22 protein-coding genes are annotated in these 22,260 nt (G+C 54.8%); 7 read left to right on the top strand and 15 right to left on the bottom strand.

Annotation, left to right across the window (positions count from 1 at the left end; genetic code table 11):
• Positions 1–11 precede the first annotated feature (11 nt).
• Genes WHS46_12085 through WHS46_12070 form a run of 4 tightly spaced genes read right to left on the bottom strand, consistent with a single transcriptional unit; the run spans position 12 to position 2,367 of the window.
• A complete protein-coding gene (locus WHS46_12085; GenBank protein MEJ5349414.1) occupies positions 12–1,154 on the bottom strand; it encodes an HD domain-containing phosphohydrolase in 1,143 nt (380 codons plus the stop codon).
• Positions 1,155–1,163: 9 nt separating this feature from the next.
• Entirely contained in the window at positions 1,164–1,850 is a 687-nt protein-coding gene (locus WHS46_12080; GenBank protein MEJ5349413.1) for an HDOD domain-containing protein, read from the bottom strand.
• Entirely contained in the window at positions 1,847–2,038 is a 192-nt protein-coding gene (locus tag WHS46_12075; protein MEJ5349412.1) for a hypothetical protein, read from the bottom strand. Before WHS46_12075 ends, WHS46_12080 begins: the two co-directional genes overlap by 4 nt.
• Positions 2,035–2,367, bottom strand: a complete 333-nt coding sequence (locus WHS46_12070) for a hypothetical protein (GenBank protein ID MEJ5349411.1) — start codon at positions 2,365–2,367, stop codon at positions 2,035–2,037. Before WHS46_12070 ends, WHS46_12075 begins: the two co-directional genes overlap by 4 nt.
• A gap of 549 nt (positions 2,368–2,916) precedes the next feature.
• On the opposite strand from WHS46_12070, the gene WHS46_12065 reads away from it, so the two are divergent.
• A complete protein-coding gene (locus WHS46_12065) occupies positions 2,917–3,960 on the top strand; it encodes a hypothetical protein (protein ID MEJ5349410.1) in 1,044 nt (347 codons plus the stop codon).
• Positions 3,961–3,982: 22 nt separating this feature from the next.
• Here WHS46_12065 and WHS46_12060 read toward each other — a convergent pair whose 3' ends face one another.
• Positions 3,983–5,332 carry a VWA domain-containing protein gene (locus WHS46_12060; protein ID MEJ5349409.1) on the bottom strand — a complete coding sequence of 450 codons (1,350 nt, stop codon included), beginning with the start codon at positions 5,330–5,332 and terminating at the stop codon, positions 3,983–3,985.
• Entirely contained in the window at positions 5,332–6,270 is a 939-nt protein-coding gene (locus tag WHS46_12055; GenBank protein ID MEJ5349408.1) for a MoxR family ATPase, read from the bottom strand. Before WHS46_12055 ends, WHS46_12060 begins: the two co-directional genes overlap by 1 nt.
• Positions 6,271–6,400: 130 nt before the next feature.
• Between WHS46_12055 and WHS46_12050 the strand changes: the two genes are divergently transcribed.
• The 5 genes from WHS46_12050 to WHS46_12030 all read left to right on the top strand — a co-directional run bounded on the left by WHS46_12050 (position 6,401) and on the right by WHS46_12030 (position 11,442).
• On the top strand, positions 6,401–7,003 hold the full coding sequence (locus tag WHS46_12050) for a pyridoxamine 5'-phosphate oxidase family protein (GenBank protein MEJ5349407.1): 603 nt from the start codon (positions 6,401–6,403) through the stop codon (positions 7,001–7,003).
• A gap of 247 nt (positions 7,004–7,250) precedes the next feature.
• On the top strand, positions 7,251–7,808 hold the full coding sequence (locus WHS46_12045; protein MEJ5349406.1) for a NapC/NirT family cytochrome c: 558 nt from the start codon (positions 7,251–7,253) through the stop codon (positions 7,806–7,808).
• A gap of 39 nt (positions 7,809–7,847) precedes the next feature.
• Positions 7,848–9,245, top strand: a complete 1,398-nt coding sequence (locus WHS46_12040) for a multiheme c-type cytochrome (GenBank protein ID MEJ5349405.1) — start codon at positions 7,848–7,850, stop codon at positions 9,243–9,245.
• 861 nt (positions 9,246–10,106) lie between these two features.
• Entirely contained in the window at positions 10,107–10,799 is a 693-nt protein-coding gene (locus WHS46_12035; protein MEJ5349404.1) for a hypothetical protein, read from the top strand.
• Entirely contained in the window at positions 10,786–11,442 is a 657-nt protein-coding gene (locus tag WHS46_12030) for a class I SAM-dependent methyltransferase (GenBank protein ID MEJ5349403.1), read from the top strand. Before WHS46_12035 ends, WHS46_12030 begins: the two co-directional genes overlap by 14 nt.
• Here WHS46_12030 and cooS read toward each other — a convergent pair.
• Positions 11,439–13,343, bottom strand: a complete 1,905-nt coding sequence (cooS, locus tag WHS46_12025) for an anaerobic carbon-monoxide dehydrogenase catalytic subunit (GenBank protein ID MEJ5349402.1) — start codon at positions 13,341–13,343, stop codon at positions 11,439–11,441. The genes WHS46_12030 and cooS overlap by 4 nt on opposite strands.
• A gap of 292 nt (positions 13,344–13,635) precedes the next feature.
• On the opposite strand from cooS, the gene WHS46_12020 reads away from it, so the two are divergent.
• Positions 13,636–14,274, top strand: coding sequence for a TetR/AcrR family transcriptional regulator (locus tag WHS46_12020; protein ID MEJ5349401.1), 639 nt, complete (start codon positions 13,636–13,638; stop codon positions 14,272–14,274).
• Between the two features lie 57 nt (positions 14,275–14,331).
• On the opposite strand, the gene WHS46_12015 is transcribed toward WHS46_12020, so the two are convergent.
• From WHS46_12015 to WHS46_11980, 8 genes are all read right to left on the bottom strand, one after another.
• Positions 14,332–15,387, bottom strand: a complete 1,056-nt coding sequence (locus tag WHS46_12015) for a methyltransferase domain-containing protein (protein ID MEJ5349400.1) — start codon at positions 15,385–15,387, stop codon at positions 14,332–14,334.
• A 119-nt stretch (positions 15,388–15,506) separates the two neighbouring features.
• The gene (locus WHS46_12010; protein MEJ5349399.1) at positions 15,507–15,947 is read right to left on the bottom strand and encodes a pyridoxamine 5'-phosphate oxidase family protein; all 441 of its coding nucleotides are present in this window, start codon (positions 15,945–15,947) and stop codon (positions 15,507–15,509) included.
• Between the two features lie 350 nt (positions 15,948–16,297).
• Positions 16,298–16,645, bottom strand: coding sequence for a Na+/H+ antiporter subunit G (locus WHS46_12005; GenBank protein MEJ5349398.1), 348 nt, complete (start codon positions 16,643–16,645; stop codon positions 16,298–16,300).
• Entirely contained in the window at positions 16,642–16,914 is a 273-nt protein-coding gene (locus WHS46_12000) for a K+/H+ antiporter subunit F (protein MEJ5349397.1), read from the bottom strand. Before WHS46_12000 ends, WHS46_12005 begins: the two co-directional genes overlap by 4 nt.
• Complete coding sequence (locus WHS46_11995) at positions 16,911–17,393, bottom strand: Na+/H+ antiporter subunit E (protein ID MEJ5349396.1); 483 nt, start codon at positions 17,391–17,393, stop codon at positions 16,911–16,913. The genes WHS46_12000 and WHS46_11995 overlap by 4 nt, the downstream gene beginning before the upstream one ends.
• Entirely contained in the window at positions 17,390–18,907 is a 1,518-nt protein-coding gene (locus WHS46_11990) for a monovalent cation/H+ antiporter subunit D (protein ID MEJ5349395.1), read from the bottom strand. Before WHS46_11990 ends, WHS46_11995 begins: the two co-directional genes overlap by 4 nt.
• Complete coding sequence (locus WHS46_11985) at positions 18,904–19,236, bottom strand: Na+/H+ antiporter subunit C (GenBank protein MEJ5349394.1); 333 nt, start codon at positions 19,234–19,236, stop codon at positions 18,904–18,906. Before WHS46_11985 ends, WHS46_11990 begins: the two co-directional genes overlap by 4 nt.
• On the bottom strand, positions 19,236–22,058 hold the full coding sequence (locus tag WHS46_11980; protein ID MEJ5349393.1) for a monovalent cation/H+ antiporter subunit A: 2,823 nt from the start codon (positions 22,056–22,058) through the stop codon (positions 19,236–19,238). Before WHS46_11980 ends, WHS46_11985 begins: the two co-directional genes overlap by 1 nt.
• Positions 22,059–22,260: the final 202 nt, after the last annotated feature.

Genomic DNA, 22,260 nt, shown 5'->3' with positions numbered 1-22,260 from the left:
AGGCACTCTCTTCACTGGATGGGCAGCAGCACACGAACCGGCTCCTGCACGCCCACCGTTTTGGCGAAATTTTTGAGCCTTTCCAACAGGGCCGGCGTAATCTCCTGACCCTTCTTGATGAGCAGCACCCCTTTGGAACTCATCACATCCTGGCCGACGATCATGCCCAGGTTCAAATCCTGGACGGTCATTTCCCGCACCTGGAACCTGGCTTCATCACCCAAAGCGGCTTCCAGGGCTTTGAGCACAAGTGGATCGTACCAGCCCGAGCGTTTTTTCATCTGCAGCAGGGCTGCGGCTCGAGGCAGCCCTGCCGATTCCAGAGCATCGAAGTCCAACACCACCTTGAGGATTCGAGCCCCCAAGGGAATGGCTTCACCGAAACGGTCGTCTTTGGGAATACCGGAACCGTCAAAGTGTTTTTCCTGGTAAGCGATGATTTCGCTGACATCTTGGAGCCTGGGAACCTTGGCAATGAGACCGGCTCCCACCGAAGGATGCATGGAAAAGAGCTGCTGTTCTTCGGCCGTCAGCGCTTCCCCGGTGTAGATCTTGTGCAGGGCTTCTACAGGAAGAATCACACACCCAATCTGGCTTAACATGGCGGCGGTTTCCAGCTGCCACAGTTTGGGCAACCTGAGCCGTCGACCTACTTCCACGGCGTAACGGCGGATTCGAGATGCCCTTCCAAAGGCTTCGGGATTCACCAGACTCAGCACGTCGGCCATGACTTGAATGGCTCCGCGCAGGGTTTTTTCCAACAGCTCCTTTTCGGCTCTGACCAGCCGATACTGTTGCAGCCCTGCCTGAATGGCCAGAAGGAGGGTTTCAGGTGCGCACGGTTTGGTGAGAAACCGAAAAATGTTGCCTTGGTTCACCGCATCCATGGCCGCCTGTAAATCCGCATTTCCGGTCAAAATCATGCGCACCGTGTCCGGGCTGATTTCGCGGACCTTGGTTAGAAACTGTATGCCGTCCATGACGGGCATGCGCAGATCCGAGATGACAAGGGCTAAAGAACGGTTGTCTCGAACCGCCTGCAGGCCCTCTTCCGGGCCTACCGCCGTCTCGATGTCATAGTGCTTTCTCAAGCTTCTTTTTAAGGACGATAGAATATTCGGATCATCGTCCACGAAAAGGATTCTTTCGGCCATGATGCGTCTCTATTGTCCACAAAGGACAGTCTTGCAGGCGTCTTTCCATTCCTTGAGGCGCCCAAGGCATTGCAACTGCTGCAGGTAAGTCGAATCCACCAGGTTCGGTCCCTGATAGGGTGGTCCTCCATGAATGGCGTAATCCAGCAGATCGGCGGCATGGACCGCCGTCAGGGCACTGAATTCCCGATGCGGGCAGCGGTCTGGAAAGTGGTGAAAAGCCACGGCTTCGACAATGTTGTCCGGAAGCCCCCACACCCCTAACAGATAGCCTCCCAATTCCCCATGAGTGGTCCCTAGGACAGCCTCTTCACTTTTCCAGACCGGATCTCCCGTTTCCTCGCTCCGCTTCAGCACGGCATCGGCCTTGTCGGGCCAAGCCTGAAAGAGAATGAGCTTGCCCACATCGTGAAGCATGCCGGCCATAAACGCATCATCCACAATTATGGAATCCGCTTCGGCTTTTTGCGCCACCGTCTTGGCACAAACAGCGGTGTTCAGACTGTGGGTCCAGAGTTGGTCGAGACGGTCCGCGGGCGCACCCTTTTCTTGAAAGTCACTGAAGATCTGGGTGGATATGACCAAAGTTTTGATGGTGTTGAGTCCCAAGAGCACCACCGCCTGCTCCGGGCTGCTCACATGCCGGCTCAGCCCAAAAAAAGCCGAATTGACCAATTGCAGAATCTTGGCCGTCATGCCACGTCTCGAGCGATAATCTCCCCTACCTTTTTGACGCTTGGATCTTCGGATTCCAGCTCTTCCATAATCTGTCGATACAGAGACGGCAGACTGGGCAAAGTGTCAATGCTGGACACCAGGGCTCGAAGCGGTTTTTTGTTCAAAAGTGTCCGAAGGGTCTTGACTCGTTCGATGGTGCTTTTCAATTTCTCTGCATCACATGGCTTGGCAAGGTACTGATGTGCAGATCGAACCGCTCGTAAGATAAGATCTTGTTCCGAATACCCGGACAGAGCAATGCGAATGATGTCTGGATACTGCTTTTTGACTTGCAGAAGAAATTGGGCTCCGTCGATCCCCGGCATACGCATGTCCAAACGACCACATCCACCGGTTCTCGATCCAGAAGGTTCAGGGCTTCTCGAGCATCCGCACAGAAATACATGGTCCATTCCCTGCGCATGGGCCGTAGCATGCGACGAAGTCCTTCCAAGACGTTGGGCTCGTCATCCACAAAAACAATCTGCCACGCCACCTTTTCGTCCCTCCTTTTTTCGACGCTTCACCTGCTTTACTAGTCGGCATAGAATAGGGACTTCTTTAATGGAAAGCGGCGCTTTGATTCCTTCGTCCGTCATCATAACCCATGTAGGGGCGGACCCAATGGCCGTCATGCCGACCCAGAATAGCATCGGACCCACGGAAACCCTGTACGGGCGGGCCCATGTGTCCGCCCCTGAACCCGCGCAAGGGGCCGATTTTCGGGCGGACACACAGGTTCGCCCCTGCAAATCCACGCCGTAGGCACACCTGCAGGTCATCCCCGGTGTTTCCTACCACGGGAAACCCACAAAAACCTCCGCCGGCATCAAAAAACCTGTACGGGCATATCCATCTCTGTCCACCCCAAAATTCTCCGCCATAAGGTTAATACCCGGGTCCATCAACCAAATCCCCGCCCATGGACCAATGGGTACGGGCGGACCCATGTGCCCCCCCGACACCATCACCATTGACAAAGGCCGGGCTTTTCCTGAAATATCTCCTGGCTTCATGGGCACAGGCAACAGAGGAGAAAACAGCTATGCTTCAGTGGGTATCCTGGACCGAAAACGCTCGCTTTCACAGTCCTCTTCACAACGGAAACCTGGACGAGCAAACCATCGAGGTTCGACAAGACCCCCTCACAGGCCACCAAAGCATCTACAACGCCGCTTTGGAAGGCAAGGCGTCCATTCTTTTCCCAGCCACGGATGAAGACTACCTTGAGGAACGCGCCGCCGCCACCAAGGCCACTTGCTTTTTGTGCGACGAAAAATGGCGCTCCATGACCCCATCTTACCCAAAGGATTTCATTTCCGAAGGAAGGCTGGTTCGAGGTGAGGCCGTCTTATTCCCCAACCTGTTTCCGCTATCCGCCTACCATGCCGTGGTCATGGTGGGGAACCAACATTACCGGCCTTTGAACGATTTTCCCGAAGGTCTTCTTGCAGACGCTTTGACGCTTGCCGTGGATTTCGTCAGAATCTGCGCCGAGAAAACACCAAACATTCCTTTCTTTACCATCAACGCCAATTACTTGTTCCCCGCCGGCGCCAGTGTAACCCACCCACATCTGCAAATTCTCGGGACCACTCAGCCGGGAACCCATCATCGACTGCTCTTGAATACTTCCAGGGATTACAAGGAGCGGACGGGGATTCGCTACTGGGACGACCTGGTGGCGTCGGAACGTCAGGAAAACAAACGTTATATCGCGCAGATCGACGAGACCCACTGGATGGCGGCCTATTCACCTATGGGGGTTAACGAAATCCTGGCCGTGTTTTCCAACACCCCGAGCTTTCTCCAGTGGAAGGACACTCACATTTGCGCCGCGGCTCAAGGACTCAGCCGCGTGCTCAGCGCTTACCACACCCTGGGCTTTTCCACTTTCAATTTTTCCTGCTTCAGCGCGCCCTTGCTCCAGGATGACGAATCCTTTACCTGCCTGCTTCGCATCGTAGTCCGTCAAAACGTGACTCCCCATTACCGCACGGACGACTATTACTTTCAGAAGCTGCTTCAAAACGAGATCATGATCATCCGTCCGGAAAAACTCGCCGAACACATGCGCGGCTTTTTCTGAACGAAGGAATGCCGGAGAAGGGTTATGCCTTTGAAAAGGAAGGGGAAGCGATCACATCGACAAGACGTTCCAGATCCTTCATGGAATGACACGGCAAAACAACATGGCAATAGGGCCGGTACACACGCATGACCGAATCCCCTGTGTCCCATAGGGGTTCGGGTTCTGGGTTCAGCCATACGATTCGACGGACATGATCCCTAAGGCGCCGAAAGACGCCTTCGGCGGGATCATCATGATTGTTGCGGGCATCCCCAAGCACCACGAGCACTGTGCGGCGCGAGATGGTTTTGAGCTCCTGCGAAGCAAAGTCTTCAAAGGTTCGTCCGTAATCGGTAAGGCCCATGATCAGAGGCAGACCTTGACCCGTTTCGATACGGGCCAGAGCCCGTTCCAAGGGTTCCTTACGAAAAATATCTGTAACTTCCACCAGGTTTGAACAGAACACGAAAGAACGAAGGCGTAAAACCAACTGGTTCAGGTTGTGAAGGAAAAAGAGAAAAAAGCGTGTCACATGCCGCACCGACCGGCTCACATCACAAAGGGCCACGATTTCTGGTCGATGGGGACGAGCCTTTTTCCATCGAGGAACAAAAATAAGTCCTTGAGTCCCCAGGCTTTGGCGAAGGCTTCTCTTGAAATCCAAGTATCCGAGCCTTTCCTGTTTTTTCCTTCGTCCATGGCGCGCATGAATCTTTCGAACCAAGGCTGAAACCAGACGATGCATGTCTTCCACATCCCGCCATTCCGAACCGGAAAGCCGCACCCTATCCCCATCAACACCGTTTAAGGCGACGGCAGGCGATTCCGTCCCCTGAAGGCGCAAGCGGCTGTCCACATAGGATCGAACCATGTCCACCAGAGCTTCCTTGGCCTCCTCCAAATACTGGCTCTTGGCGGCGGACCCTCCGGAACTGCGCAACACATCCACGTCCTGGTTCAGCCGATCCACATTCAAACGCCTCAAGACATCCTGCACATAGAGCCCTCTCTGAATCATGGACCGCGCTCCCTCCAGACACACTTGGCGCATGGCATCCGCTACGGCCACCGCCAGATCGGCCTGATCTCCAGAAAGAAGCATGGCCGCCAAAGGCGACAAACCTTCCGGAACCCCTTCTTCGGCATGCTCGTGCCACGCTGTCCTACGCAGCCAAGGGCCAACCGTAAAAAATCCATCAAAACACCTGTCAAAGACCCGCCTATGAGCGGGTGTTTTGGCAAGACAGGATCGGAGAGCCGCTTTGAGCACCGATCGATCGGCAAGGCCGGCGGCCTCGGCGGCCTGCAAAGCGTCCATGTGTTCGGCCGGGGAAACCAAAACGCCGGCTCGTCTTAAAACCCTCACAAAATCGGCGATCACGCGGTCCATCAGGGCGCCTCGCTACGCACGGCCGCAAGAAGTTCCGAAACCAGCGGTCTCAGAGTGCGCAGATCCTCTTCATGCTTGAGAAAGATGTTCAGGGTTTGTGTCACAAACTCTCGAGAGAGTGTCCCCACATTGAGCAGCAGGAGCACCTTAGCCCAATCGATGGTTTCACTGACCGAAGGCACCTTTCGCAGTTCCAAGCGGCGCACACGCTGCATGAAGGCAACGAGCTGAGCGCTCAGCTTGACCGGCAGATCAGGCACATGGACTCTGAGAATTTCCTGTTCCAGTTCGGGGGATGGAAAATCTAAATAGAGATAAAGGCAGCGCCTTTTAAGAGCTTCCCCGAGTTCGCGGGTGCTGTTGCTGGTTATGACCACAAAAGGACTTAGAAGGGCGTGAATCGTTCCCAGTTCCGGGACCGAAACCTGAAAATCCGACAGCACTTCCAGCAGAAAGGCTTCAAATTCTTCATCGGCCTTATCCACTTCGTCAATGAGAAGCACCGCGCCCCCCTCTTGGCGAATGGCTCGAAGCAGAGGGCGAGGTTCGAGAAAATGCTCGGAAAAGAAAAGGTCCTTCACACCATGCAGCCGCCCCACCGCTTCGTGCAGATCCCGGGCTTCCCGAAGCACGGCGTCCATGCGGTCTTTGAGAATTTGCGAATATAAGAGCTGTTTTCCGTACTGCCATTCGTAAAGTGCCTTGGATTCGTCCAAGCCCTCGTAGCACTGAAGACGAACGAGAGGACGACCGAAGACACGGGCTGCCGTTTTGGCGATTTCGGTCTTGCCGACGCCCGCAGGGCCTTCCACCAAAAGGGGCTTTTCCAAACGATCCGCCAGAAACAGGGTCGTCGCCACTTCCACCGAACAAACGTAGCCTTGATTAAGAAAGGCTTGACGCAAGGCTTCCACAGAAGTCATGTTACCGTCGTTCATCTTCTTTCACCTTGATTGTTCACGATTCAATGAAGCCTACTTGAGGCCCCGTAGGCTGAGTGCGTCAAGGAAAATGCCACGAGTCAGGCGCTCTCGCAATGAAAATGGAACCCATTCAAGAGGAAACCTCATGCGAAGGAAACAGTGTGAAGTTATGGATTCCGAAGCTATTCGCGACCTTCTCGAATCCTGTACCATCGGTCGTCTGGCAACCACCGATCGAGACGGATATCCTTATGTGACCCCCGTGAATTACGTTTTTCGAGCTGGGCGAATCTATGTCCATTCGGCACCGGAAGGAGAAAAAATCGACAATATTCGTCGCGACGATCGCGTGGGCTTTCAAGTGGATATCCCTCTGGCCTATGTGGACTCCCGATTCCGCCCTTGTCAAGGACCATGCCGGCTTCACCAGCTTTACAAGAGCGTCGTGATTCGCGGCCGAGCGCGCCTGGTGGAAGATGTGACCCAAAAAACCGAAGCCTTAAACGCCCTGGTGGCCGCCCATGAAAAAGGACATTCGGTCCCTGAAGTCACCGAAGATCTTCCCGGAGTTCGGGCATGCGCCGTCATTGAAATCATTCCGGAAAAGATTTCGGCCAAGTTTGATCTATGGCAGTACAAATCCCTCGAAGATCGAAAGGCTCTCGCCGCCTACCTTCGCCAAAGAAACGTCTCTAAAGACCCGGAAACCGTCCTGGCCCTGGAATCGTTGGAACAGCCGAACAAGTGAAATCAAAGTCACATGCTAAAACCCTTTCATCTTCCTTCCGCCGATCCATATGAGTATTCAATAGCTGAGGAATTGGCTGGGTGAGGGAAGAAACATTTCCGCTTGACAGGCATTGAAGCTTCCTTTACCGTGAAAACACATTCACATTCTCTGCGGTCTTTGGGATCTAACGAAGGAAGTGGCAACCGCCCGTAAAGGTCCTGGGGGTGGAACGTATCCGTGTAAACCCGCGCCGGAGGGAAAATCCATGAAGCGTTGGGTGAAGGCTTCATTATGGATCGCCGTGGGGGTTGTGCTGGCTTTCCCTCTTTTTTCCATGACCTACTACACCATGGTCCGCACCTCGACCCCTCAGTTTTGTGCTTCTTGCCATGAGATTCGCTTCGCCTACAACACCTGGAAAACATCGACCCATACCAACAATGCCCAAGGCTTTGTGGCCGACTGCATGGATTGTCATCTGCCGGCCCCTCACGACACTGTGGAATTCTTTTACGCCAAGACCATGCACGGTATTAAGGACATCGTGGTTCATTTCGCTCAGGGCCCCGACGCTTATGACCGGGCCAAGGCTCGAGAAGCAGCGTATGCGTCTTTCAAGAACAACCAATGCCAGAAGTGCCATCGAAACATTCTTTATATGCCTGAAAAAAGGGGTGCCATGCTGGCTCATCGGTCTGTGCTGTATCCTCGACCGGGTTATGAAAAACGTTGTGTCGATTGTCATCGCAATTTGGTGCACGTGGCACGGGATCGCTTTGGGTACAAGCAGTTGGAGGGCAATTACAGGGGTTTGGGCATGTAAAAAGACGAGAGGCTCTTGGGTTTGAAAGGAGGGTGTGCCGTGAAGGAAGGACATCGGCTGGGAAAGGTTTTGGCAGGTGCTTTGTTGATGGCCGTCGTCCTTGGGGCCGTGGCTTTAGCTCAAACGGCGTTGAATACGCCCAAGGTCAAGGAATTCCGCATCGAACGCAGCATGCCCAAGGAAGCTGTCGCTTGCCTTGAGTGCCACCGCAGGGAGAGTCCTGGTATTTTCGCCGATTGGGCTTATAGCCGCCACGCCAGTGCCAACATTACGTGCCTGGACTGCCATCAAGCGGAAGCGTTTGATCCGGACGTAAGCCAAGAGCATTACAAGCAATACGAAAGAAACGATGTGCCTTATGGGAACAAAGAATACCGGGTTCCAGTGGCGGCTGTGGTGACCCCTAAGGATTGTTCCCGATGCCATCCGGACGAAGCCAAACAGTACAGTCGAAGCAAACACGCCAATACGGTGGAAATCATGTGGAAAATCGACCCATGGCTTCAGTTGGGCATGAACAGCGACACCGAACGGGAAGCCGGCTGTTTCCATTGTCACGGCACGGTGCTTCGTATTAAGGACGGCGTCCTGGATCCGGCCACCTGGCCTAACGTGGGCGTGGGAAGGGTCAACCTGGACGGGAGTAAAGGGAGCTGCACCAGCTGTCATACCCGCCATCGTTTTTCGGTCATGGAAGCTCGCAAACCCGAAGCCTGCGGCCAGTGTCATCTGGGTCCGGACCATCCGCAAATTGAGATTTACATGGAGTCCAAGCACGGAGACATCTACACCGCCTTCGGCGATCAATACAATTGGACCGCCGCTGGGGGCACATGGACTCCGGGTGTGGATTATCGCGCCCCTACCTGCGCATCCTGCCACATGTCAGGGGCCGGCACTGTGCTCACTTCCCATGACGTGACGGAACGCCTCTCCTGGGAAACCCAGGCGCCCTTGACCATTCGCCCTTCCGAATTTGCGGCCTTTCCGGCTCAGACGAACTGGCAGGTGGAAAGGGAGAAAATGCAGGTTATCTGCATGCAATGCCACGGCAAGACCTGGGTTCAAGATCACTATGTAAAACTTGACAAGGTGATAGAAGAGTACAACCAGGTTTATTTCAAACCGGCCAAGGCGATGTTGGATGATCTTTACGCTAAAGGCCTTCTGGACAAAACCAAGTTTTTTGACGAGCGATTGGAAGTGGAATACTACGAGCTGTGGCACCACGAAGGACGGCGAGCCCGTATGGGGGCGGCCATGATGGCGCCCGATTATTCCTGGTGGCATGGTTTTTACGAATGCAAAAAGCGTTACAACAATTTCATGGAAGAGGCACGTCATCTGCTGGAAACGAACCAAAAGGCTTATAAGGCCACCGATTTTCCAAACGCCACGGGAAGCACGGAACGTCCCAAAGAGGTGTTCGGCCCCTAGCTGACACATCAAGGGCGTAAAGGACGCGACAATGCCGGCATAAGGGACGGGAAAGCGCCTAGCACCCCGTCCCAAAAGACCCATTTGCCTTTTCTGAAGAGGCGCACCGATGTATGCGCCCTGGACTTCCCGTTCCCGGTGGGTTTTGGGGCGGACACATCGGTCCGCCCCTACCTTATGGTCCGTGGGCGGGAATTGGTGGATGGGCCTGGGCACTAAGGCCGTGGCGGCGCATTTGGGGCGGACACATGGGTTGGCCCCTACAGGGTTTTTGATGCCGACTGCGGCTTTTCTGGGTTTCCCGTGGCACGAAACAGCGGGGATTTCCTGCAGGTCTACACACGGGATCGATTTGGGGATTCCGAGGGGCGGACCGACGTGTCCGCCCGAAAGTCAGCCCCTTGGCGCAGGTTCAGGGGCTGACACATCGATCAACCCCGACAGAGGCACTCCTGGGTATATCGGTGACATTTCCGAAAACACTCTGCGTGCCGTCCACCGACCGATGCACCATGGGCCCTTTCCAACACATTCTGGGTTTTGCGTGAAATACCCGTACGCCTGCAAAACCCTTTCGTAGGGGCGCACACACCGGTACGCCCCTGCAGGGCGAATAACGTGATAGATTCAGGTTCCCAAGCGAACGCTGGATTTCGACCTCTCGAATTCTTTCTGAATATCCAGTGCCTATGCACCGCAAAATTTTGTTGACTTTCCCGACATCCTTGCCTCCATTGATTGACTCTACACAAATCGAAGTTAAAAACGCCTTAGCGGAACCATAAGCCAAGCCGCGAGTTTTCTGGAAAAAGCTTTCAAAGCCCCATGGCCTACGACGATCCCAACACCTGGAGCACAAACATGGCCGACCCCAAAGAACAGAAGTCTTCCAAGTCCAAAATTTCAAAAGAAAGCCTCTCAACCCCGAAAAAGACTCTTTCGTCGAAAGAGACCCTTGAAGTGGTGATCAAGGCCGATACGGTGGGAACCTGTGAAGCCATCGAAAAGGCCTTGGAAAACCTCACCGCGAAAGGCCACTCCATTCGCATCATTCATCGAGGCGTGGGTACGGTCTCCAAGTCCGATATCCTGATGGCGGCTACCGGAAGCCGCCTGGTGCTGGCATTGGGTGTGGATTTGGGTCCCAAGGTGGCGGCAATCGCTCGAGACATGGGAGTGGAAATTTTTCTCTTTGATGTCATTCATGATCTGGTGGACGCCGTCACCGCTCGCATTTTTCAGACCAGACAAGTTCAGAGCCAAACCGCAGAGCCGGAAAAGATTCTTGGGCAAGGCAAAATCATTGCCCTTTTCAAGAGCAGCCGGCACGGCATCATTATCGGATGTGAGATCACAGAGGGCATTTTTCGACTGGGGGCTCCCTTTCGTATCTTTTCCGCCATGGGACCGGTGTATGCAGGGGTGATTCAATCCATGCAAATCGATCGAAACCCCGTCAAAGAAGCCGGCAAAGGCAAGCAGGTGGGCATTAAAATTCCCGACTGGAAAGAGGCTCACTTGGGAGATCTGGTGGAAGTGTATGAAAAGAGCTGATCGAACCGGGAATGACTACGCCCTGATTGCCGTCCTCTATCCCTGGGTGGACAGAGCGCTTCACTCCTGTCGCCAGAGTGTCACCGAGGCGGTTCAAAAGCACAACCTTTCCAGAATCCTTGATATGGGCTGTGGCACGGGCACACAAGTGATCAGGCTTCGAGCTGCTGGATCAGCCGCCGTGGGGATCGATATTTCGTGGCCTATGCTTCGACGTGTTGGGCGCGAGGTGCGGCACGCAGGATTTTTTGTTCGAGGCAACGGTTGCCTCCTTCCTTTTCCCGCCAAGGTATTTGACGGCCTCATCTATTCTCTTTCCCTTCATGAAAAACCGCATGGAAAACGCCTTGCCATGCTGGCCGAAGGGTATCGTGTCTTAAAACCTGGCGGCACTGTCTTCGTGCTGGACTATGCTTGCCCCACCCACGGGTCTGCTCGAATGTTTATGAACCTTTTGAACATGGTGGAATGTATGGCGGGTCGAAACCATTACAAAGCTTTTCGCGACTTTATGAAGCGAGGCGCCACCCAAGCACTGCTTGAGGCCGCAGGCCTTCGAATTCTTTCGTGCACCTTTCACTTTCACGGCACCATCGGGCTTTATGAAGGGCGCTGGGAATCCCAGCACCCTCTGCCGTTTTAAAGGCCGAGTTTCTGACGATTTTTTTCAATATGCGCTAGAAGCGCATCGGCGGCTTCCTGAGCGTTGGGATTGACATTCAGCAGCCCACCGGTAACGTTGACGAGATCCTCGGTGAGAAGCTTCACCAGATTGGGCGCCCCTGTCACATTAGGCACGGGATTCACATAGGTGTACAACCCAAAAGCCAGAGCAAAGATGGCATCAATGGTGGCCTTTTGTTCCATGTACTCCGGTGCGCATGCCACCACGGGCAGATCGGGAATGGGCACGCCTCCCAAAGCCTGCGACACGGCGGCCACCAGGTCCGCACATCGGCCCACATCCGTGCACGTGCCGTAACTGAGCACCGGTGGAACCCCTAAAGCCTCACAGACCGCCTTAAGACCCGGCCCGGCCAAATCCTTGGCCTCGGGCAGACACAGTCCCGCCACCTGCAAGGCTGCATTCCCACAGCCCATAGACAACACGAGAATATCTCGACGAATCAATTCCTTGGCCATACGCACACTATGCACATCCTGGCCGGAATCCCTCAACGTGGTGCAGGAAACAAACCCGGCCACCCCTCGAATGGCTCCATCCTTGATGGCTTTAAGCAAGGGATCCAAGGATCCTCCCAAGGCGTCTACAATACTTTCCGTAGAAAAGCCCACCACCGCTTCTCCGAGCCGTAATCCAGTGACAGGTTCGACGGCCTTACGCCTTTTTGGAAAATTCTCGATGGCCATGGTTAAAAGTGCAGCCGCCTGTTCAGCCGCTTGTTCCGGTACATAATCCAAACGATCCGTAATGCCTTCAAAGGCCACGAGGTCACTTACCGGAATAAGTTTAAACTGATATTTTTGGGCATAGAGCGGGTCAATGGGCATGGAACAATTCATGTCGCAGGCAAAAAGATCCACGCAGCCGCTCGCCAAGACGGCTTCCTGCATGATCCAGTTGCCCGTAAAGCCGTAAAAGGCATCGTCCATGGTCCAACGCTGAATCATTTCCTGCCCTGTTTCAATGCACGCAATGACACGAAGCCCCTTGGCACCCACAGCTTTGGCCTTCTCTTGCCACTCGGGTCGGCGAGCCAGCTGCACCATGGCAAAACCCAAAAAAGGTTCATGACCGTTCGGGAGCACATTCACGTAGTCAGGATCCAACACTCCCAAATCCACGCGCATACGGTGCGGTCTGGGAACACCAAAGAGCACGTCTTGGCAGTACTCATTGACGATTTGGCTCTGGTACGCCATGGCGACGGCCATACGCATGGCTTTCAGCGCCAAACTGACGTAGTAACCGTCCACATTGGTCAGGCAAGAACTGCACGCACGAAGCATCTCCCCGTAAACACCTCCGGGAAAAATATCCAACTTTTTCCACAAAGCCTGCCGATCCGCCGGCGCCAACCTTGAGACGATTTCGCTGGGTTCATGAGCGGGTCGGTTGAAATCTTTCTGGGCGAAATCGCACAGACGCAAAGCCGTGTCTTCCACGGAACCCGATGTGTCCACACCAAGGCGTTGCGCAAAACTTTTCAACTTCTGCGGCTCCGCAATGCGAAAAGGGCTTTGACCTCGAGCCGTGGCACGAAGCGTGCGTAAGGTCTGTTCCGTATGATAATGATACGTGGATGTTCCCATAATATTGCGCAAAACCATCATGCGCATGGCCATGCCGTCCGCTTTAATCCCGCATACACCCCGTTTGTCCTTTTCCGCATCGGCTCGACAGGGCCCGTTGGAACACAGATCACATCGCACACCGCCCATGCAAAAGGGACAACGTTTATCAGGATCGCTGCCAAGTCCCTGAGCCGCATAGCGATCCCAAATGTTGGTCATGCCGTCGCGGCGAATGCGCTCCACCATGGTCTGCACCGATTCGTGGTAGGACAATCGTTCTTTTTCCATACGTATCCTCCATGGTATGAAAGTTCCTGTTGTGGGGCGTTCCTGAACCAAAGCCCCGGCATGAAGTGAATATTTTTTCACCTACTGGACACATTGGAGCCCATGAGGGCTCAAAGGTCAAGAGGGGGACGAACAAGTGTTCACCCACGATTCAAGTCCTTTTTCTGTAAAGGGCGGCCCATGGTATCTGTCCCAAAATCCTTAGCTACGGCTCGAACATGAGGGCGCACGCTTCAGTGCGTTCCCAGGACCCCAATGTTTTCGAAAAATCCAGACATCCTGAGGCCCGGGCATGGCAGCACGAAAAGTGAAAGAAAATTCTCATGGAAAACACGCTTCTCAATCACCCACTGAGCTTATAGGGCGTCGAGCGGAGATTGCCGAGGCGGCTTTACGGATTGTGAATCGAGAGGGGTTGAAGCGTCTGAGTGTCTCACGGCTGGCGCAAGAGGTGGGCGTGGTGCCTTCGGCCCTCTATCGGCATTACCCCAACAAAGACGCCGTTTTGGATGCGGTCTTGGAACTGGTGGGGCAGCGGCTGGCGGAGCACGTGGAAAAGGTGCGCCAGGAACATTTTTCTTCCTTAGCCCGTCTGGACGCCTTGCTGGCTCGGCACGTCTTTTTCATCACTTCCCATCAGGCTCTTCCTCGTATCCTTTTTTCGGAAGAAATCATCGGGGATGCAGATCGAAGGCGGGTTCGGCTGGGCGAAATCATTCACGCTCATGTCATGCGCATTGCAGCCATTATTCGTGAAGGACAACAGGAAGGTGAATTGCGTTCCGATGTGCCGCCTGAAGCCGCCGCCGTCATGTTTTTGGGCATTGTGCAGCCTGCAGCCATTTTATGGCATGCGAGCGGAGGCCGATTTGATTTTTTGGAACACGCTCGCACGGCCTGGAAACTTTACCGTCAGTGCCTCACACCCTAAACGAAAGGGCCGCCGTTTTCACGGCGGCCCTTTCTTCATGGAGTCTTTAGCTCAAGCTTACTCTTCGTCCACGATGCTCTCCTTCAGGGCTCGAAGACAGGGTACGGGAACAGGCAGGAGAATGTTCCGGTCCGGATTGTACATCATGCGATAGGAAAAGCCTCGGTTCCCTTGGCACTCCATGACGCTCCAACCCCTCACCAGGTATGGACAAGCGTCGTTGAAGCAGATGTACATGAACTCGTTATCCCATTCCGTAAAGGGTGTCTGCGGAACCCTCCACTTTTTCATTCGCTCCCCACAGTGAGGGCATTGCAGGGTTTTCGCCACGTGACGCTTTCTTTCTTCCACCTCTTCCGAGGACTTTGCTTCCCCGGCACTTAAGTTCACCATCGGTCTCGCACGCCTACCCTTGGGAGCCCCTTTCTTTTCCGCCCACATGGCGTAAATAGGATCGCTGGGAATACCCAGATGGGCGTACTTATCGTCGGCAGGGCGAGGTTTCCCCTTGGAAATCACAAGGCGCGGCTGTTCAAAGTCCGGCACGCTGGTAAAGAAATCTTCCACAAGCATAATGCGTTCTTCTTCGCTGCTCTGTCTCCATATCTTGACGGCTTTTTGAGGGAACATACGGTTGGAGAAGATGACCAGAAACATGCCGCCCGGTTTGAGAATACGAGCCACTTCCGCAAAAACACGAAAAGGCTGCGTCATATAGTCGACGGACACCGTGTTCAGGACCACATCAAAGGTGTTGTCGGGGAAAGGAAGCCGAGGATCCCGGTTGAGGTCATGAAGGACATGGCGTGTGAGCGCCTTGTTGGCCTTAAGTTCGTTTTCATTGAGTCCCAACCCGACCACCTCCGCAGCCTGGACAGTGTCGGGAATATGAGAATCCCATCCCGCCATCAGGTCCAAAATCACCGGATGATCTTCAATGATCAAAGTGCCGATGATCTGCTCCACGGTTTCCAAAGCTGCGCGGTCTAGGTGCGACACAAACCGGTCCGTGCTGTAGAAAACCGTATCATCCGTTTCGTCGAGTCTTTGAAAAGCGTCCTCCGTGTAGATCCATTGTTGTACCTTTTGCTGCAATGTGTTTCTTTCGGCCATGCCTTGCTCCTTTCTGTATGCGGACAGCAACCTGTCGGGGTTTGTCCACACCTGAACAAAATCATTCCATGAAGGCAAGGCAAGAGGTGACAGCAGAAAAACGTGAGCAGGGTCGAATTTCAGCTCGACCGCTGCACCTGAACATGGGTGGCTTTTTCGGGTCCCTCCAGCAAGAGCAAAGCCCGAACCTTCACTTCAAGCACTGCCGATTGCTCGTGATTCAAGAGTCCTCGAATTTGAGGGTGCTTTTCTTGAAGAAGGCGACGCACATCCATTTCGCGGGACGCATCGGTTAGCGGTGCAGCCCATCCTTCCACGGTAAGGGACAAAATGTGTGAGCGGTCTGGAGTGTTTTGTCGAGTATCCACAAGAAGGCTTACATGTCCGTTTTGCAAAATGTTATGAAACTTGGTTGTGTTCCTCAGTGTGGCCATATACACCGTGAGGCCCTCCTGATCGGTCACGTAAGCCATGAGAGAACAATGGGGCTTGTGATCTCGGCAGGTCGCCAAGACGCACATATCCTGGGACTTGAGCAAGGCGATCATCTTTTCCAGCATACCGGTTCGTCCTTTCCTTTTGGTGAACGCATGGTTTTTAAGGTCTTGAGCAGACAGCAATCCCGATAATCCCCATAGCGCAGAGCCGTCAAAGCCTCAAGGCAGCTTGTTGCGATTGGAAGCTTTCCGATGCATTTCTTTAGGGGCGTACCGTTGTATGCAACGCGGATCTGGATGGCATGCGGAAGTGTTTTGGGGCCGACTCATCAAACCGCCCCTACGGGGATCTGCTCATGGTTGGACATGCTGGCCTGTTTGCCAGGGTCGGTGTTTTGGGGTGGACACATCGGTCCGCGCCTACGAAGGTCGGGTTATGGACAAATGCGTTGGTCCCTTTGCAAGCGTCTTTTTTAGGGGCGGACACGTTGGTCCGCACCGTATGAATCCGCATTTTTTTGAACTTTAAGGTGCAATGCCGCCTTACCCAGCATGTGAGCGCTTACTGGAGCCGTAATAAAAAGAAAAAAAGTGATCAGAATCTCGTGCAAGCTCCAGGTATGTTCACGAAGAAGAAAGCAAAGAAAGGAGGCTGTGAGCATACTTCCGATCCCCAACGTGGTGGCCTTGGTAGGTCCGTGAAGACGCATGAAAAAGTCCGGCATGCGTACCAAGCCGATGGAACCGACCAGCGCCAGGGAGGCTCCCAGAACCAGGAAAAAAGCGATGACGATCTCACCCATCAGATTCCACGGGATCATTCGATAATGTCTCCTCGCAGCAAGTACTTAAGAAAAGCCGTCGTCGAAATGAACCCGCACATGGCCAGCACCACAGCGCTCTCAAAATAAACCTGGCTCGGATAATAAACACCCAGGAGCACCAAAAGGGCGATCGTGTTGATGTACAGGGTATCCAATGCCAGAACGCGGTCCGGCATGTCAGGGCCCAGCACCAAACGCCATAGGCACAACACCAAAGCGGTGCACATCATGAAAAGAGCCACAAGAAAAGCCATGGATAAGATCATGGAAAAATCTCCTTTAAAGGGGCTTCGTATCTTTCCCGCAGCCGCCGCACCAAGGTCGATGGGTCCGGGGCGTTGAGACAATGAATAAGCAGGCGGCGATGGGCTTTGTCCACGTCCACCGTCACAGTGCCAGGGGTAAGGGATATGGTACAGGCCAACACGATGACCGCAAATTCATGAGTCAGTTCCAAAGGGTAAATCACAAAAGCGGGTCTCATGCGCTTCCGAGGGCCCAGCACAACCATGGCCACCTCCAGGTTCGCCACGGCTATATCCCACAAAAGCCGTGCCACATACTTGAGGATTTGCATGGGATTTCGAACCTGCACGCGAGGCCAAAAAGCCCGCGTGACGTGGGGAATCATGAAACCCCAAAAGGCGCCCACAACCACCGACGTGATCTCCAGCTCGTTTGAAAGTAGCACCCATGTGGCCCATAAGACTCCTGTCAGCAGCGGCTGAGGAACCCAACGTCTCATGGTCTCCTCCCCATAAGGCCGAGTTCCAAAACCCCGGAAACATAAGAGCTGGGATCCATGATCTGCACCGCCGTTTCCAGGCAAATGGCGCTGAAAGGACCGGCCAGCACCACCAAAGCCGGGCTCATGGCCAAAAGCATCACAACCGGCCACCGTGGATGCTCTGCCCTGCCCCTCACGATCCCTTCCAAAGGCTCGGCCTTCCAAAAGATCACACTGCCGGCACGCTGCAATGCCACCAAAAGAGCCAACCCGGACAGGAGGAGAATCGTCCAAACCCCGACGGTGACGGCTCCTCGGCCCCATGCGGCCTGAAGAAGGAGAACCTTGGCTGCAAACCCGCTAAGGGGAGGCATCCCCGCCAGGGTCATGCCACCTGTGACAAAACATGTTCCTAGAAGCGCCGATTGAGGGACGGGGCTTCCCGGCGTCAGTGCACTTCCTCGATCCCGCTGGCTAGCTATGACATCCGAGAGCACAAAGAGCCCTGCCGTGACCAGTGTGCTGTGAACCAGGTAAAAGAGGGACGCCGCCATGGCCTGGACGCTGAAAAGACCGATACCGGCAAAAAGGGTTCCCATGGACACAAGCACCGCATAAGACAACAAGCGGCGAAGGTCTGTGGCGGCCAGGGCACCGGCTGTCCCCACCAAGACCGTGGCCAAGGCCGTCGGCACCAGCCATGGCATCGCCACGTTTGGCGCTCCGCCAGTATCCGGTCCGAAAAATAAAGGCAGGACCCGCATCGTCGCGTAAGCCCCTGCTTTGGTCAAAAGCGAAAAGAGAGCGGCCACCGATCCAGGAGCCGCTGTATAGGCGATCGGAAGCCAGAAATGAAGGGGGACCAGAGCCCCCTTGAGCCCAAAGACAGTCAGCAACAAAACGGCGGCCGTGCGCACCAAACCGGCGTCTTCGGGTCGCACCGATGCCATTTTGACCGACAGGTCGGCAAGGTTCAACGTGCCGAGCATGCCGTAAAAAAGGCCCACAGCCACAAGAAAGAGCGATGAGCCCAGCAGATTCATGACGACATAATGGAATGCCGCACGACTGCGCCCAGAGCCGGCATTTTGAAGGAGCAGTCCATAGGAGGCGATGAGGAGAATTTCGATGAACACAAAAAGGTTGAACAGGTCCCCCGCAAGAAAGGTCCCAGAGAGGCCCATCACTTGTAATTGATACAGAGCATGAAAGCCACGGCCTTGAGCATCCTCGCCCGAAGCGGCATACCCAAGGACCATGAGGGCTACAACCGCCGTGAGCCCTAGCATGACGACGGCCAGTCGATCCACCACCAACACGATCCCGAACGGTGCCGGCCAATGACCCACACTGTAAACGCAGAGACCCCCCGAAGCGACCGCGACGGCCAGCTTCCAGGTTGCTAAAAGCTGTAGGACGCATGCAACCGCACTGACGCCGCGTTTCCAGGGTAAGCTGGAGCGGGCCATGGCCAACAGCAGGGCGCCGCCGGCGAGAGGAATCACAACGGGGGCTACGATCCAATGGTTCACTCTGATTCCTCCTCAATAACATCGACCCGGTCGGATTCGGACACTACCCGCCCATGCAGGGCTAAGACCAGCACGAAGGCCGTCATGGCAAAGCCTATGACGATGGCCGTGAGCACCAAGGCCTGCGGCAAAGGGTCGGCAAACTGTGTTCCCAGATCCGCCAAAGGCGGCTTGTTGGTGTGCAAGCGTCCCATGGCAAAAAGAAAGAGGTTCACCGCGTAGGATAGAATCATAAGACCCAGGACAACGAAGACACTGCGCTTTTCCAGCAGCAGATACACCCCCGCAGCTGTCAGCATTCCCACACTCAGAGCATACAGGACTTCCATCAGTTCGCCTCCCCTCGGCTTTCTTTTGGGTGCGGCACCTTGTCCGGTCCCACGCTAAGGCGCCCTAATCCCACGAGAATGAGGAGCAATGTCCCCACCACGGTGAAAAAGACTCCCAGATCAAAAGCAAGGGCCGTGGTGATTTCCCACTCACCGATCCATGGAATCCGTCCGTGAACCAAGGCCGATGTGAGGAAAGGCCGGCCGACGATGAGGCTTCCCAATCCCGTCAAAAGGGCTGTAAAAAGACCTGCGGCGATCCACGGCAAAATTCGAAAGCGCAGTCGCATCTGTGTCCATTCAATCCCGCTGGCCATATGCTGCAAAATGAGCACGGTGGCCACCACAAGCCCGGCTACGAATCCCCCCCCGGGCCGGTTGTGGCCTCTAAAGAAGAGGAAAACAGCCACCAGAAGCGCAAAAGGCATGAGCAGCCGGGCAATATGGGCCAGGAGCGGCGGATGAATTTCTATGGCCCGGTTTTCCAAAGTGAACCCGGAAGAGACTCGATGCCTGCGCAAACTGTCCAGCAGCCCAAAAACACCCAGGGCGGCAATGGCCATTACCGTGATTTCCCCCAGCGTGTCAAATCCTCGGAAATCCACCAGAATCACATTGACCACATTGGCACCTCCGGCAAGAGGCTTCCCGACCCTGAGAAAATAATCGGAAATAGGAGCATAGGGGCGGGTCAGCACGCCAAGGGTCACGGCAGTCATGCCCAACCCTGCCAGAAGGGCCAGAAAGGCGCTCTGAACATGTGGCCAAGGGGAAGATTGCGGAGGGATTTCCTGGGGCATGAAAAACAAAATCAAAAGAAGCAGCACTGTGAAGACCATTTCCACGGCTATCTGGGTCAAAGCCAAATCAGGGGCTGAAAAACGCACAAAAGTCAGCGTGACCACCACCCCCGTGACGCCCAGGTTAACGATCGCCAGCAATGGACGCCTGCGTCCTATGACCGCCGCCCACGTGGCAACCACAAGAAGCGCGGCTCCCACAAGAGCCGGCCCGTCCATCGAAGAAAGGCCCAAAGGACCTAAAAGGACACTTCGGGTACCCATAAAGGCCCACGCACCCAGCACCGTCGCCGAACCTATGAGCAGTGCCACAGCACGTGTCATAGACCCATTGTCCAACACCTTATGGAAGCTACGAGCTAAGGACAGGAGTTTATCCATAAGGGCATCGAATAGCGTGCCTCCGGTCCATGGGGGAAAATACGCATCGTGCAGCTGAAAAAGGCGTTCTCGAAACCCGTAAAGCACAACGCCGCCTGTCATCACGCACAGGCTCAGGATCAAGGGAGGTGTCAGACCATGCCACAGGGCAAGGGAATACTCGGGCGTCGGGCCCATGAGCACGGAGGCAGACGCCGCCTCCAATAAAGGCCGAACGCTCTGGTCAGGAAACACACCCACCAAGAGGCATAGAGCCGAAAGGACGGTCACAGGCACCCGCATCCATGCCGGAGCTTCATGGGGGCGTTGCGGGAGTTCGCACCATGGCCGATCAAAGAAAACATCGTGAATAAACCGTAGCGAATACGCCACGGAAAAGACTCCGGCCGAAGCCGCTGCAAAGGTCAAAAAGTGTCGAAAAGGCCCCAAAACCTCCTGCTGCAGGAGCTCCGCGAAAAACATTTCCTTACTCAAAAACCCGTTCAATAACGGCACGCCGGCCATGGCCGCCGCCGAAACCGTGGCCAGCAAAGCCGTGTACGGCATGCAGAACCACAACCCGTTCAAACGCCGCATGTCCCTCGTGCCCGCCTCATGATCGATGATCCCCGCGGCCATAAAAAGGGAAGCTTTGAAAGTCGCATGGTTGATCATGTGGAAAACGGCCGCTACAGCGCCCAGAGGTGTCCCAAATCCCAGAAGCAACGTGATCAGCCCGAGATGGCTCACCGTGGAATAGGCCAGAAGGGCCTTCAGGTCGTGTTTGAAAAGGGCGATGTAGGCTCCCACGGCAAGAGTGCAAAGCCCCACGCCGACCACAAGACCAAACCACAACGAGGTGCCGGAGAACACAGGAAAGAGCCGAGCCAGCAGGAAAACCCCGGCCTTCACCATGGTCGCCGAATGCAAATAGGCACTGGCTGGCGTCGGGGCCGCCATGGCTGCAGGGAGCCAAAAATGAAAGGGAAACTGGGCCGATTTGGTGAACACGCCGAAAAGGATCAAGATCAAAGCCGGCGCATAGAGTGGATGGGTGCGCACCACATGACCCATAAGCAGGATAGACGAGAGACGGTGGGTGCCGCACATATGCCCGAGGAGCAGAAAGCCGGCCAGAAGAGCTAACCCGCCTCCAACCGTGACGGTCAAGGCCAACCGGGCTCCATGCCGGGCCTCTCGAGAAGCGCCATCGTAGGCCACAAGAAAAAAGGAAACCAAGCTTGTTACTTCCCAAAAAACGAACAAAAACACAAGATCATCGGCCAGCACCAGGGCGGTCATCGCACCGGCAAAGAGTAGCAACAGAGCCAAAAAGCGGCCTAGTGAGTCCCGTTGAGGCATGTAGTAGTGAGCATAAAGAACAATGAGAAGGCCGATGCCAAAAATGATGGCACAAAAGATCAATGACAATCCATCAAGGCGCAGGGCGAATTCCAGTCCTAGATGAGGCATCCAAGCGAGGCGAAATTCCAGAGACAGTCCCTGGAAAACAGAAAAAGACAGGCTCGCCAAAAGTCCCAAGGCACATCCCAAGGACACCGCCGCCATCCAGGTAGCCATGGTGCGCCCGCGTTTGGCTCCCAGAAAAACAAGGAGCGCCCCCATCACGGGAAAGCCCACCAAAAAAACCAAAATGTTCATGACTTATCCTATGTTTCAAGCACCGAGATCATGCACGGCCACGGGTATGTGTGAGCGTCGTCCGTGAAGCTCGGTCGTTTCACTGGCTCACGTCCTTATAAACAGCTGGAAAGGCAATGATCAAGAAAACCTGAAACCGTGGGAAGGCTGAAGGCCACTCCGAGTCTCGCGCAGTATTAGGGATCCGTTTCAAAGCCGCATT

This window comes from Desulfosoma sp. (assembly GCA_037481875.1).
Classification (GTDB): domain Bacteria; phylum Desulfobacterota; class Syntrophobacteria; order Syntrophobacterales; family DSM-9756; genus Desulfosoma.
This window is presented reverse-complemented; position numbering and strand designations above follow the sequence as displayed.

Coding starts and splice junctions, on each gene's coding strand:
- WHS46_12020 (MEJ5349401.1), top strand. CDS start 13,636: ATGGCAGCACGAAAAGTGAAAGAAAATTCTCATGGAAAACACGCTTCT.
- WHS46_12030 (MEJ5349403.1), top strand. CDS start 10,786: ATGAAAAGAGCTGATCGAACCGGGAATGACTACGCCCTGATTGCCGTC.
- WHS46_11995 (MEJ5349396.1), bottom strand. CDS start 17,393: ATGAGACGTTGGGTTCCTCAGCCGCTGCTGACAGGAGTCTTATGGGCC.
- WHS46_11985 (MEJ5349394.1), bottom strand. CDS start 19,236: ATGGAAGTCCTGTATGCTCTGAGTGTGGGAATGCTGACAGCTGCGGGG.
- WHS46_12010 (MEJ5349399.1), bottom strand. CDS start 15,947: ATGCTGGAAAAGATGATCGCCTTGCTCAAGTCCCAGGATATGTGCGTC.
- WHS46_12000 (MEJ5349397.1), bottom strand. CDS start 16,914: ATGATCTTATCCATGGCTTTTCTTGTGGCTCTTTTCATGATGTGCACC.
- WHS46_12060 (MEJ5349409.1), bottom strand. CDS start 5,332: ATGGACCGCGTGATCGCCGATTTTGTGAGGGTTTTAAGACGAGCCGGC.
- cooS (MEJ5349402.1), bottom strand. CDS start 13,343: ATGGAAAAAGAACGATTGTCCTACCACGAATCGGTGCAGACCATGGTG.
- WHS46_12080 (MEJ5349413.1), bottom strand. CDS start 1,850: ATGACGGCCAAGATTCTGCAATTGGTCAATTCGGCTTTTTTTGGGCTG.
- WHS46_12085 (MEJ5349414.1), bottom strand. CDS start 1,154: ATGGCCGAAAGAATCCTTTTCGTGGACGATGATCCGAATATTCTATCG.
- WHS46_12065 (MEJ5349410.1), top strand. CDS start 2,917: ATGCTTCAGTGGGTATCCTGGACCGAAAACGCTCGCTTTCACAGTCCT.
- WHS46_12005 (MEJ5349398.1), bottom strand. CDS start 16,645: ATGATCCCGTGGAATCTGATGGGTGAGATCGTCATCGCTTTTTTCCTG.
- WHS46_12045 (MEJ5349406.1), top strand. CDS start 7,251: ATGAAGCGTTGGGTGAAGGCTTCATTATGGATCGCCGTGGGGGTTGTG.
- WHS46_12035 (MEJ5349404.1), top strand. CDS start 10,107: ATGGCCGACCCCAAAGAACAGAAGTCTTCCAAGTCCAAAATTTCAAAA.
- WHS46_12050 (MEJ5349407.1), top strand. CDS start 6,401: ATGCGAAGGAAACAGTGTGAAGTTATGGATTCCGAAGCTATTCGCGAC.
- WHS46_12015 (MEJ5349400.1), bottom strand. CDS start 15,387: ATGGCCGAAAGAAACACATTGCAGCAAAAGGTACAACAATGGATCTAC.
- WHS46_12055 (MEJ5349408.1), bottom strand. CDS start 6,270: ATGAACGACGGTAACATGACTTCTGTGGAAGCCTTGCGTCAAGCCTTT.
- WHS46_11980 (MEJ5349393.1), bottom strand. CDS start 22,058: ATGAACATTTTGGTTTTTTTGGTGGGCTTTCCCGTGATGGGGGCGCTC.